The organism is Gordonia polyisoprenivorans NBRC 16320 = JCM 10675, from assembly GCF_000241325.1.
Classification (GTDB): domain Bacteria; phylum Actinomycetota; class Actinomycetes; order Mycobacteriales; family Mycobacteriaceae; genus Gordonia; species Gordonia polyisoprenivorans.
The window spans coordinates 214500-226508 of sequence record NZ_BAEI01000077.1 but is presented as its reverse complement, the minus strand read 5'-3'; the positions used below and the strand labels follow the sequence as shown (position 1 = coordinate 226508).

The window sequence follows — 12009 nt, the reverse complement described above, 5'->3', positions numbered from 1 at the left end:
CTACCCCGCCGTCGCCTTCAGCCCGACCGCGGTGACCACGACGTTCACCACGAACAGCGCCATGAAGGAGTAGACGACGGTCTCGTTGACCGCGTCGCCGACACCTTTCGCGCCGCCCTTGACGTTGAGTCCCTGATAACACCCGACCATGCCGGCGAACAGGCCGAACAGCGCCGCCTTGACCATCGAGATCATCAGCTCGCCGAATCCGGTGAGCAGCGTCAGATTCGCGATGAACGCACCGGGATTGACGTCCTGCAGGTACACCGAGAAGACGAACCCGCCGCCGATGCCGATGGTGCACACCAGGCTGTTGAGCAGGATGGCGACACCGGTCGAGGCGATGATGCGGGGCACGACGAGGCGGTGCACCGGGTTGATGCCGAGCACCTTCATCGCGTCGATCTCCTCGCGGATGGTGCGGGCACCGAGGTCGGCGCAGATCGCCGTCGCCCCGGCACCGGCGACGATGAGCACCGTGACGATGGGGCCGATCTGGGTGATCGTGCCCAAGGCGGCGCCCGCGCCGGAGAGATCCTGGGCACCGATCTCGCGCAGCAGGATGTTGAGGGTGAAGCTCACCAGCACGGTGAAGGGGATCGCGACGAGCAGCGTCGGCACCATCGACACACGGGCGATGGCCCAGGACTGTTCGACCGTTTCCCGCCATTGGAATGGCCGGCGGAACAGTTCCCGGACCGAGTCGACCCCGAGTGCGACGAAGTCGCCCACCCCATCGAGGGGTCCCGCCAGCCTGCTCAGCACAGCACTCCTCAAGCCTTGGAACTCACGCGCAACATATCACTGGGTTCGGTCAATACTAGGACACTTGACCCACAACAACCGGTCAGGACATCAGGTCGCGGGCCGAGAACGTCCGACGCGGGTCGCGGTCGGCGAAATAGCTGCTCAGCGTCTTGGCGAGATCCCCGTCGTCCCATGCATCCCCCTCCGCGGTGAAGACCTCATCCACAGTGGGCGCGGCCATCACCATGACTCGGGGACCGTACACGACGAATACCTGCCCCGTGACCGAATCGGCGTCCGGACCGGCGAGGTAGGTGACGAGCCGGACGACGTGATCGGGCGAGAGCGGATCGACACCGTCGCCGGGTGCGTCACCGAAGACCCCCGCGGTCATCGCGGTGCGCGCCCGCGGGCAGATCGCATTGGCGCGAACCCCGTAGCGGCCCAACGCCCGTGACGCCGACATGGTCAGCGCGGTGATGCCGGCCTTGGCCGCGCCGTAGTTCGCCTGGCCCTCCGGTCCGAGCAATCCGGCCTCGCTGGAGGTGTTGACGATGCGCCCGTAGACGGGACCGCCGGCGGCCTTGGATTCGGCTCGCCAGTGGGCGGCGGCGTTGCGGGTGAGCAAGAAGTGGCCGCGCAAATGGACCCGGATGACCAGATCCCAGTCGTCATCGGTGAGGTTGAAGAGCATCTTGTCGCGAACGACCCCGGCATTGTTCACCACGATGTGCAGCCCGCCGAGCTCGGCGGTTGCCGTGCGCATGATCTCGGCGGCGGTGGCCGAGTCCGAGATGTCACCGGGCACCGGTACCGCGGTGCCCCCGGACGCGGTGATCTCGTCGATCACATCGCTCGCGTCGAGCGCGTTCGCGAGGTCGTTGACGATGACCGTCGCACCGTGTCCGGCGAGCCCGAGAGCCTCGGCGCGACCCAATCCGGCACCCGCGCCGGTGACCACCGCGACGCGCCCCTCCAACGATCCAGCAGCCACTGCCAACCCCTCCAGCCGAACGCGGTGTGAACGAAAACTAGAACCTGTTCTAACACGCTAACCGGTCGGGGCGTCAAGCCGGGGCGGTTTCGGCGAAATTCACTCCTCGATCGACAGCGCCGACTTGGGGCAGTTGGCGACGACCTGACGCAGTTCCTCCTCGCGACCCTCGGGTACCTCGTCTTTCAGAATGACCAGGTAGTCGTCGTCATCGAGATCGAAGATGTCGGGTGCCATCCCGACACAGATCGCGTTCGATTCGCACAGGTCGAAATCTGCCTTGATATGCATCGACTCGCTCCTCCTCAGCGTGCCCGCTGGTTGACGGGCTGTGCCAAACAGGTTAGAACGTGTTTCAGATATTGGCGAGTCCCCCACCGATCGATCCACGACGGAGTCCACCCATGCGCATTGCCTACACCGACGAGCAATCGGCGCTGCGGCGCGAGTTGCGCGCCTACTTCACCGATCTGATGACCGAGGACCGGCGGGCGGCACTCACCGGCGGCGACGGTGAACTCGGCGAGGGCGACGCCTACCGCGACGTGGTACGTCAGATGGGTGCCGACGGCTGGCTGGCACTGGGGTGGCCGACCGAGTTCGGCGGCCAGAACCGCTCGATGATGGATCAGCTGATCTTCACCGACGAGGCAGCGATCGCCGGCGCGCCGGTACCCTTCCTGACGATCAACTCGGTGGCACCGACGATCATGCACTACGGCACCGACGAGCAGAAGGCATTCTTCCTGCCGCGCATCGCCGCGGGCGAATTGCATTTCTCCATCGGCTATTCCGAGCCCGGTGCCGGCACCGACCTCGCCGGGCTGCGGACCACCGCAGTGCGCGACGGTGACGACTACGTCATCAATGGGCAGAAGATGTGGACGTCGTTGATCGCCTACGCCGACTACATCTGGCTCGCATGCCGCACCGACCCGGCGACCCTCACCGACGAGGGGCGAGCCCGTGGACTCAAACGCCACCACGGCATCTCGGTGCTGATCGTGCCCGCCGACGCCGATGGGTTCTCCTACACCCCGGTGCACACCATGGCCGGTGTCGACACCAGCGCCACCTACTACTCCGACGTCCGGGTGCCGGTCAGTTCGCGGGTCGGTGAAGAGGGCCGGGGCTGGTCGCTGGTCACCAATCAGCTCAACAACGAACGGGTGGCACTGTGCAGTGCCGCCCCGATCCAGACCGCGCTGCGGGAGACGCTGGCCTGGGCGCAGCAGACGAAAACCGGTGACGGACAACGCCTCGTCGACTCCGAATGGGTTCGTCAGAACCTGGCGCGGGTGCACGCCAAGGTCGAGTTCCTCAAGCTGCTCAACTGGAAGATCGCCTCCGCGGCCAGCTCCGGTGGCGCGCCGAGCCCCGCCGATGCCTCGGCCACCAAGGTCTTCGGTACCGAATTCGCCACCGAGGCCTACCGATTGCTGATGGAGGTCGTCGGTCCCGCCGCAACCATTCGGGCGGGCAGCCCGCGAGCACATCTCCTTGGTCGTCTCGAACGCTTCCAGCGCACCTCGCTGATCCTCACCTTCGGTGGCGGTACCAACGAGGTCCAGCGCGACATCATCGCGATGACCGCCCTCGGCCTGCCCCATCAGCGACGCTGATTGCCGCCCACCCACATTGAAGCGAGAGCAACACAATGGATTTCACACTCCCCGAAGTGACCGAGGACCTGCGCGGACTCGCCCGTGACATCACCGAGAAGGTGAGCACCGACGACCGCGTGGCGCGGCTCGAGGCCGACGACGCCGCACTCGACGATGTGCTGTGGCGCGAACTCGGTGCGGCCGGACTCCTCGGCCTCGAGGTGGGGCCGGAGGTCGCGGGCGACGCCGGTGCCGGCCAGTCGATCCTCGAATCGATCACCGTCGCCGAGCAATTGGGCCGCGGGCTCGCTCGGGTGCCGTACGGAGTGCACGCCATCGCCGCACTTCCCGCGATCGCCACACACGGTTCGGTGGCCCTTCGGGGGCGCCTCGTCGGCGACGCCGCGACCGGCACGGCCGTGCTCACCGTCGCCCTCGAGGAGGACCTCGGAACCGGCTCCGATCATCCGCAGACCCTGCTGAGCCGCACCGAACACGGTTGGGCCCTGACCGGATCCAAGGTCAACGTCGCCTATGCCGGTGCCGCCACGGCGATCGTGGTCAACGCGATGTCGCCGGACGGGGTTTGCGCGGTGGTCATCGACGCCGACGCCGCGGGGATCGGACTCACCCCCACTCCGGCGACCGGGAAGACGCCGACCTTCGTCGTGGATTTCGACGGCGTGGTCGTCGACGACGATCACGTGTTGGATGGTGGCGCGGGTACCGTCGCCGACATCGTCGACCGCGCAACCCTGGCGGTGTGTGCCGATCAGTCCGGAAACCTCTCCCGTGCATTGGAACTCACCGCCGCCTATGCCGTCGAGCGGGAGCAGTTCGGTAAGCCGATCGGGTCGTTCCAGGCGGTCGCCCAGCGACTCGCCGACGGCTACATCGACACCCAGGGACTGTCGCTGACCACGCTCGCCGCGGCTTGGCAGTTCACCCGGATCGCCGACGCCGACGAGGACAACGACGACGGTGGACTGCACGTCGCGGTGCAGACCGCCAAGTTCTGGGCATGTGACGCCGGACATCGGGTGGCACACACCGCGGTCCACGTCCATGGAGGCGTCGGCCTGGACACCACCCATCCGGTACACCGGTATTTCCTGCGCGCCAAGCAGAACGAATACACCCTCGGTTCGGCACCGATCACGCTCGCGGCCATCGGCGACGTGCTGGCAGCGGCGCCGGCCTGATGACCGAGCCACGTCCATGACCGAACCGTCGACGGCGGTCGCGCTCGGGTCGTCGACCGCGACGATCACCTCCCTGTTGCCGGCGCTGACCGATGTCGAGGACCGTGGCATCGAGCACGAGGGCGGCTTCCTGTCGTATGCGGAGCACCTGCGGCGATCCGCGGCCTGCGCGCGGCGCCTGCGCGATCAGTTGGGCGACACCGCGACTCCCCATGTCGGGGTGTTGCTGGACAACGTCGTGGAGTTCAGCATCCTGGTGGCCGCGGCCGCGCTCGACGGCCTGGTGGTCGTCGGTCTCAACACCACGCGGCGCGGTGCCGCGCTCGCCGCCGACATCGCCCGCGCCGACTGTCGGTTCGTGCTCGTCGACGACCACACCGCACCGTTGTTGGCCGATGTGCCACTCGATGTCCCGGTGCACCGGGTGAGCCGCTACACCGAGCCCGATTCCGTGGTGGCGTCGGTGATTCCCCGAGAAGCATCCCCGGACGAGTTGCTGATGCTGATCTTCACCTCGGGCACCACCGGCGACCCGAAGGCCGTGCGCTGCACCCAACGCACCTTCGCCGCGGCCGGGGTGATGCTCGCCGAACGGTTCGGGATCGGCCCCGACGACGTCGTCGGACTCTCGATGCCGATGTTCCATTCCAATGCGATGATCGCCGGATGGTCGGTGGCACTGGCCGGCGGTGCGTCAATGGTGTTGCGCCGCAAGTTCTCCGCGAGCGGATTCGTTGCCGACGTGAGACGTCACGGGGTCACCTACGCCAACTATGTCGGTAAGCCGCTCAACTACATCCTCGCCACCCCGGAGTCGCCCGACGATGCGTCGTCGAGTCTGCGCATCATGTACGGCAACGAGGCCTCGGCGGCCGATCGGGAACGCTTCGCCGCGCGTTTCGGCTGCCGGGTGGTCGACGGTTTCGGTTCCACCGAGGGTGGCGTCGCGATCACCCGCACCCCCGATACTCCCCCGGATGCGCTGGGCCCCATGCGCTCTCCCGTAGCGGTGGTCAACCCGGACACCGGTGCACCGACGCGTATCGGAGAGATCGGGGAGATCGTGAACACCTCGGGGCCAGGCCTGTTCAGCGGCTATTACAACGACCCGGACGCGACCGCCGAGCGGATGCGCGGCGGCATCTACCACACCGGCGACCTGGCCTGGGTCGATGACGCCGGTTACCTCCACTTCGCCGGCCGCCTCGGCGACTGGATGCGCGTCGACGGCGAGAACCTGGGAACCGGACCCATCGAGCGAATTCTGCTGCGCCATCAATGCATCCGCCAGGCCGCCGTCTTCGGTGTCCCTGTCGAGATCGGCGACCACATCGAGGCGGTGCTGGTGACCGACGGCGATCTCGACCCCGTTGAGTTCACCGATTTCCTCTCTGCACAAACCGATCTCGGGCCGAAGCAATGGCCGCACCGGATTCGCATCGTCGACGCTCTACCGGAGACGGCCACCTTCAAAACCCTCAAGCGCCGGCTGCGGGAATCCACCGAGCCGCCGACCTGGGTCCGCATCGACGGCCGTTATCAGCGGCCCTGACGTCCGAGACGGTCGAGAACACAGTCGGCACAAAAGGTCTCGAGGCTCGTCGCTATCGCTCCTCGGCACCTCGACCACCGGGGTGGGACGAGCATCGGATGAGACGGGCCACGGGACGGGAAGGCCGAACGTCCTTCGATCGCATCTTCCCCCGCTGGTCGAGGTGCGAGCCGCGTGCGGCGAGCCTCGAGACCCGGCGAGATAACAAGCCTCCCAGCCACATCCATCCACCCCGGCTCCTGAACGCGCACCGAACTCGTAGACTCCGCCTTTGCACGAGCCGCGCCTGAGCGCTGACACCGCGTACCGCGTTCCCCGATGACCGAGCAAACCCTCCTGATCGATGGTCGAGGTGCGAGCCGCGTGCGGCGAGCCTCGAGACCCGGTGAGATAACAAGCCTCCCAAGCACATCCGTCCACCACAGCAAGAACCGCCCCCTACCAGACCCCACCGACAGAAAACTGCCGCCAGCCCACCACCGAAACCCGTTGTCCACAAGCACCTTTCCCCACCCAGAATCATCGAACACCCTTGCCCTGATCCATATGTTCGAGTATGATGGAGTCATCACACCGATCAGCCACCGGGGAGGGGCCCATGATCGACACCACCGCAACTCTTGACGTCAAAGATGTTGACGCCGAGGCAATCTTCGCCAACATCGTCACCCAGCTCAGCGACCTGCAATGGGATCCGGAGATGACCGGCCCTCAAGCCTTCGGCGCGATGAAACAAGTCCTGCTACTGCGGAATTTGGTTGATCACCACGCCACATCACTTACCGGTGAGATGGATCGCCTGGGGGTGGGCGATCACAAGACCACCCGGCTTCGGGAGTTGTTGATCAGCATGGGTTTCGCACCCGCCGTCGCAGGTCGGTATGTGCGGATCTCGGCCACCACCGATGTGGATCTGTTGTTGGCGCATGCCGCGGACGGGTCCATCTCCTCCGAACACGTCGATGCCATCGTCCGCGGATTGGCGCACATCGACACCCGATGCCCCGAACCTTTGGACACCGTGCAACGGTGTGAATACCTCCAAAAGCTGCTGTCGCATTACTTCGCGGGTTTCACCCCCGCCGAGATCAACATTTACGCGCGGCAGTTGGGTAACGAGTTGGCGGCCGAAACACCTGGCGGGTTACCGGCCGCGGAGGACAAGACGATCAACTCCTACACCGACCGCATCACCGACGACGGCCGGTTGGAAATCTCGGCGAACCTCGACATCATCGCCGGGGAGAAAACCAGAACTCTGATGGAAACCTTGTCGGCGCCCAAGCCTCAACCCGACGGCTCCCCCGATCCCCGGACACCCGAACAAATCTGCGCGGCCGCGTTCGAAACGATCGTGGAGTTGGCAGCACAAGGCCTAACGGACACCACGTTCTCGGCCAAACCCACCAACGGCCTGTTGTGGACCTGGTCAGCGGACAACCCGGCACTCGGCGGGGATTTGCAGAATATGGGTGCCATCACCGAAGCCACCGCCCGTATGTTGTCGTGCGACACCACCATCACCAAAATCATCCTCAACACCGACGGCGTACCCCTCGACGTCGGACGCCAGGAACGGTTGTTCACGCCCGGCCAACGGAAAGCGTTGTTGGTGCGGGATCGCGGGTGCATCAAATGTGGTGCACACGCCGGGCGCTGCCAAGGACACCATTTGCACCATTGGGCCGATGGTGGGCCCACCGACCTAGATAACGGTTGCCTACTGTGCACCAGCTGTCACGACGACGTGCACCACCACGGCTGGGACATCATCATGGGATTCGACCGGCACCCCTGGCTGATCCCACCCGCCAGCATCGACCCGAAGCGCCGACCAATACCGTCCTACCACCGACGCACCATGCGACTCGACGACGCAGCAGCCTGACCCGAAGCGCCTCTACTACAGCCTGATTCCCCCGCACCCGGCCCGGCCGGGACCGCATCTGTTGTTTGAGAACTTCATAGAGAATTCCCCACGCCCGATGGTCGAGGTGCGCGTGCCACCGTGGCCCGGAATCCTTTCGGCACAAGGGGTCTCGAGGCTCGTCGCTATCGCTCCTCGGCACCTCGACCATCGGAGTGGGACGGCCGTCGGGCAGGTAGGGTGGGGCATCACAGATCGATGGTCGAGGTGCGAGCCGCGTGCGGCGAGCCTCGAGACCACCTGCGCCAAGGCTGGTTTCGTACCGAAGCGCTACCCCTCCAATGTTTTCTGCATCCGGGCGACGGATTCCTCGTATTCGGCGACCATGTCGGCGATCAGCTCGGCGACCGGGGTGATCGCGTTGAGGCGTCCGACGATCTGACCGGCGGGCATCGCCACGACCCCGGGGTCGCTGGACGCGGAGATTCGGGCGTGCGCCTCGGAGACGAGGATGTTCTGCAGCGGCATCGGCAGCGGCTCCGGTGCGCCCTGGGCATCCCACGCGTCGGTCCACTTCGTCTTGAGCAGTCGAGCGGGCTTGCCGGAATAGATGCGGCGGCGCACGGTGTCCCGCGAGCTCGCGTCGAGCAGCGCCTGCTGCACGGTCGACGGCCCCTCCTGTCCCTCGGGCACCCCGAGTTTGTACTCGGCGGCGGTGAGCCAATAGGTCCCCATCCAGACACCTTGTGCGCCTAGGGCAATCGCGGCAGCGATCTGTCGGCCGCTGCCGACGCCGCCGGCCGCAAGCACCGGGGCCCGGTCGCCGACGGCGTCGACGAGTTCGGGCCACAGGATCATCGACGTCACCTCACCGGTGTGACCGCCACCCTCGTATCCCTGGGCGATGACGATGTCGACTCCGGCGTCGACGTGATGCAGCGCATGATCTTTCGCGCCCGCCAGGGCGGCCACCGACACACCGTGGTCGTGGGCGGTGGCGATGACGTCGGCGGGGGGTGACCCGAGGGCATTGGCGATGAGCTTGATCTGGCCGTACTTGTCGGCGTGGGTCATCGCGACGTCGACATGCGAACGCGCCACCGAATGCAGCCAGCCGAGTACTCCGGCATTGACCCGGTCGCCGTCGGGCAGCGGCGGCACACCGAGGTCGTCGAGCGTGCGTTCGACGAACGCGCGATGCTCGGGCGGGATCATCGCGTCGAGGTCGGTGTGGCTGCCCTCGGTCGGGATCTTCGCAGGCATCACGATGTCGACGCCGAACGGCTTGCCGTCGGTGTTGTCGTGCATCCACCCGAGGACCTCGTCGAGTTCCTCCGGATCGTTGAACCGCACACACCCCAGGACGCCGAGGCCACCGGCCCGGCTGATCGCCGCGGCCACGTGTTGGCTCGGCGTGAATCCGAAGATCGGGTAGTCGATCCCGAATCGTGTTGCCAGTTCTGTCTTCATCGAGTGGCCCCTTTGATCTCTGTGTCTGCTGTCTCATCGGCCGGGCGGCTCTCGGTGACCGACGCCGCCCACCGGTAGTCGGGCTTGCCCGCCGGTGATCGCTTGATCTCATCGACGAACCACACGCTGCGCGGCGTCTTGTAGCCCGCCAGTTCTTTGCGCACCACATCGGCGAGCTCTCCGAGCGTCGGCCGCGCCGAGTCACGCGCGGCGATCACCGCGGCGACTCGCTGCCCGAACCGGTCGTCGGCGACCCCGACGACAACGGTGTCGAAGACGTCGGGGTGTGCCTTGAGTGCCGCCTCGACCTCTTCGGGATAGACCTTCTCGCCGCCGGTGTTGATCGACACCGATCCGCGGCCCAGCATGGTGATGGTGCCGTCGGCCTCGACCCGCGCGAAGTCCCCCGGAATCGAGTAGCGAATCCCGTTGAATTCCTTGAACGTCTTGGCCGATTTCTCCGGATCGTTGTGATAGCGCAGCGGGATGTGACCGGTGCGCGCGAGCACCCCGACCTCACCGGTGCCGGGCTCCACCTGGGTCCCGTCCTCGCGCAGCACGTGGGTTTGCTTGTCGGCGTTGACCCGTGGCGCCCCGACGTGTGACTCACCCTTGACGACGGCGGCCATCCCGCCGAATCCGGTCTCCGACGATCCGATCGCGTCGATGATGACGGCGTTCGGGAAGCGTTCGAGGAACTGCTCTTTGATGCTCGGCGAGAACAGGCACGCGGACGACGCCACGGAAACGAGTGTGGAGGTGTCGTAGTCGCGCTGACCGAGCGCCTCGATCATCGGTCGCCCCATGGCATCTCCGGTGATGAACATGACGTTCACCCGGTGCCGGCCGACCGCCTCCCAGACGGCGTGCGCGTCGAAATCGGGATACACCACCGCTTTTCCGCCACCGAAGAGCGCCTGGAACACCGCCCACTGCGAGCCTCCGTGGATGAACGGCGGGATCGGGAATCGGACGAGTTGTCCGCCCGCGGCGCCGGTGCGCGCGTGCTCCCACTCGTCGGTGACCGGCTCGCCGGTGTACCAGTCGATGCCGCCGCCGAGAACCCGCCAGACGTCGGCCTGCCGCCACACGACACCCTTGGGTTTGCCGGTCGTGCCGCCGGTGTAGAGCATGTACAGGTCGTCGTCGGAGCGCTCCTCGAAGTCACGCTCGATCGATTCGCCTGCGATCGCGTCGTCGTAGAGGACCGGGGCGGCGAGCGTCCCGATCTCGACGTCACTGCCATCGGGGATGACCACGCGGTGGGCGACGACCGGCCGCACACCGCCGGCCGCGTCGCGATTCGACAACACGTTGCACACCCGCGTCGAATACTGACGTTCGTGGATGAGCACGGTCATCCCGGAGTCGGAGAAGATGTGGTCGAGTTCGGCCTCGACGTAGCGGTAGTTGACGTTGACCATCACCGCCCGCGCCTTGAAGATCGCGACCATCGCCTCGATGGATTCGATCGTGTTTCGGCTGTACAGACCCACTCGGTCACCTGGCTGCACGCCCAGCGAACGAAGGTGGTGCGCGAGGGCGTTGCTGCGGGCCTCGAGTTCGGCATAGGTGCGCGAACGGTCGCCCGATTCGACGGCGGTGCGGTCCGGCATGAGGTCGACCGCATGCTCGATGAGGTCCCCGATGGTGAAAGCCATGACACAAAACTAGAACGTGTTATCGTTTCCGGCAAGAGCACGTTCCTCCCACATGCCACTTCCACCGATCTGGGGGTCGAGATGACCACGATGTCGCATGCCGAATCCGCCACCGACGAGGCGCCACACTGTCTGGTCGAGCAACGCGGACACGTTCTGATCGTCACCATGAACCGCCCCGCCGCCCGCAACGCGCTGTCCTCGGAGATGATGGCGATCATGACCGAGGCCTGGGACCGGGTCGACTCCGATCCCGAGATCCGGGCGGCGATCCTCACCGGCGCGGGGGGCGCGTTCTGCGCCGGCATGGACCTCAAGGCCATGTCGCGCAACGCTCCCGGCGACACGGTCAAACAGGGCGCCTGGGACCCGGCGTCGCTGCCTGCGCTGCTCAAAGGCCGCCGACTGACCAAACCGCTCATCGCCGCCGTGGAGGGCCCGGCGATCGCCGGCGGTACCGAGATCCTGCAGGGCACCGACATCCGGGTGGCCGGCCGAAGTGCCAGATTCGGTGTATCCGAAGCACGTTGGGGACTCTTCCCGCTCGGCGGCAGCGCAGTACGGCTGGTGCGACAGATCCCCTACACCGTCGCCTGTGACATTCTCTTGACGGGCCGTCACATCACCGCCGACGAGGCCAAGGAATACGGTTTGATCGGCCACGTCGTCGACGACGGCGCCGCCCTCGACAAGGCTCTCGAGCTCGCCGATGCGATCTGCGCCAACGGTCCCCTCGCCGTACAGGCGATCCTGCGGACCATCCGCGAGACCGAGGGGATGCACGAACTCGACGCCTTCGCCATCGAGGCGCCGATCGGCATCTCGGTGTTCCAGAGCAAGGACGCCAAGGTCGGCCCGAAAGCATTCGCCGCCAAGGAAAAGCCGGTCTTCACCGGCGAGTGACGTCGGGCG

The 12009-nt window shown here is 66.2% G+C and carries 10 protein-coding genes; 5 read left to right on the top strand and 5 right to left on the bottom strand.

Annotated elements, in window-relative coordinates; genetic code table 11:
* The 3 genes from GOPIP_RS21900 to GOPIP_RS21890 all read right to left on the bottom strand — a co-directional run bounded on the left by GOPIP_RS21900 (position 1) and on the right by GOPIP_RS21890 (position 2032).
* The gene (locus GOPIP_RS21900; protein WP_006371995.1) at positions 1 to 765 is read right to left on the bottom strand and encodes an MlaE family ABC transporter permease; all 765 of its coding nucleotides are present in this window, start codon (positions 763 to 765) and stop codon (positions 1 to 3) included.
* Positions 766 to 847: 82 nt separating this feature from the next.
* Positions 848 to 1741, bottom strand: coding sequence for a 3-oxoacyl-ACP reductase (locus GOPIP_RS21895; protein WP_006371994.1), 894 nt, complete (start codon positions 1739 to 1741; stop codon positions 848 to 850).
* 99 nt (positions 1742 to 1840) lie between these two features.
* Complete coding sequence (locus tag GOPIP_RS21890) at positions 1841 to 2032, bottom strand: ferredoxin (protein WP_006371993.1); 192 nt, start codon at positions 2030 to 2032, stop codon at positions 1841 to 1843.
* Between the two features lie 113 nt (positions 2033 to 2145).
* Between GOPIP_RS21890 and GOPIP_RS21885 the strand changes: the two genes are divergently transcribed.
* From GOPIP_RS21885 to GOPIP_RS21870, 4 genes are all read left to right on the top strand, one after another.
* On the top strand, positions 2146 to 3363 hold the full coding sequence (locus GOPIP_RS21885) for an acyl-CoA dehydrogenase family protein (protein WP_006371992.1): 1218 nt from the start codon (positions 2146 to 2148) through the stop codon (positions 3361 to 3363).
* Between the two features lie 35 nt (positions 3364 to 3398).
* Positions 3399 to 4547, top strand: a complete 1149-nt coding sequence (locus GOPIP_RS21880; protein ID WP_006371991.1) for an acyl-CoA dehydrogenase family protein — start codon at positions 3399 to 3401, stop codon at positions 4545 to 4547.
* Positions 4548 to 4563: 16 nt separating this feature from the next.
* Positions 4564 to 6099: an AMP-binding protein gene (locus GOPIP_RS21875; protein WP_006371990.1), complete on the top strand. Its 1536-nt coding sequence runs from the start codon at positions 4564 to 4566 to the stop codon at positions 6097 to 6099.
* Positions 6100 to 6697: 598 nt separating this feature from the next.
* On the top strand, positions 6698 to 7987 hold the full coding sequence (locus GOPIP_RS21870) for an HNH endonuclease (protein ID WP_006371989.1): 1290 nt from the start codon (positions 6698 to 6700) through the stop codon (positions 7985 to 7987).
* Positions 7988 to 8296: 309 nt separating this feature from the next.
* Here GOPIP_RS21870 and GOPIP_RS21865 read toward each other — a convergent pair whose 3' ends face one another.
* Together GOPIP_RS21865 and GOPIP_RS21860 are read right to left on the bottom strand one after the other, a co-directional pair.
* Positions 8297 to 9436 carry an NAD(P)H-dependent flavin oxidoreductase gene (locus GOPIP_RS21865; RefSeq protein ID WP_006371988.1) on the bottom strand — a complete coding sequence of 380 codons (1140 nt, stop codon included), beginning with the start codon at positions 9434 to 9436 and terminating at the stop codon, positions 8297 to 8299.
* A complete protein-coding gene (locus tag GOPIP_RS21860) occupies positions 9433 to 11097 on the bottom strand; it encodes an acyl-CoA synthetase (RefSeq protein ID WP_006371987.1) in 1665 nt (554 codons plus the stop codon). The genes GOPIP_RS21865 and GOPIP_RS21860 overlap by 4 nt, the downstream gene beginning before the upstream one ends.
* Before the next feature lie 81 nt (positions 11098 to 11178).
* Here GOPIP_RS21860 and GOPIP_RS21855 point away from each other — a divergent pair, with 81 nt between their 5' ends.
* Positions 11179 to 12000 carry a crotonase/enoyl-CoA hydratase family protein gene (locus GOPIP_RS21855; protein WP_014361509.1) on the top strand — a complete coding sequence of 274 codons (822 nt, stop codon included), beginning with the start codon at positions 11179 to 11181 and terminating at the stop codon, positions 11998 to 12000.
* The last annotated feature ends 9 nt before the right edge of the window (positions 12001 to 12009 follow it).

Bases quoted from the DNA above. Each gene is read 5' to 3' on its own strand.
- GOPIP_RS21860 (WP_006371987.1), bottom strand. From the start codon at position 11,097: ATGGCTTTCACCATCGGGGACCTCATCGAGCATGCGGTCGACCTCATG.
- GOPIP_RS21865 (WP_006371988.1), bottom strand. From the start codon at position 9,436: ATGAAGACAGAACTGGCAACACGATTCGGGATCGACTACCCGATCTTC.
- GOPIP_RS21870 (WP_006371989.1), top strand. From the start codon at position 6,698: ATGATCGACACCACCGCAACTCTTGACGTCAAAGATGTTGACGCCGAG.
- GOPIP_RS21885 (WP_006371992.1), top strand. From the start codon at position 2,146: ATGCGCATTGCCTACACCGACGAGCAATCGGCGCTGCGGCGCGAGTTG.
- GOPIP_RS21880 (WP_006371991.1), top strand. From the start codon at position 3,399: ATGGATTTCACACTCCCCGAAGTGACCGAGGACCTGCGCGGACTCGCC.
- GOPIP_RS21875 (WP_006371990.1), top strand. From the start codon at position 4,564: ATGACCGAACCGTCGACGGCGGTCGCGCTCGGGTCGTCGACCGCGACG.
- GOPIP_RS21890 (WP_006371993.1), bottom strand. From the start codon at position 2,032: ATGCATATCAAGGCAGATTTCGACCTGTGCGAATCGAACGCGATCTGT.
- GOPIP_RS21855 (WP_014361509.1), top strand. From the start codon at position 11,179: ATGACCACGATGTCGCATGCCGAATCCGCCACCGACGAGGCGCCACAC.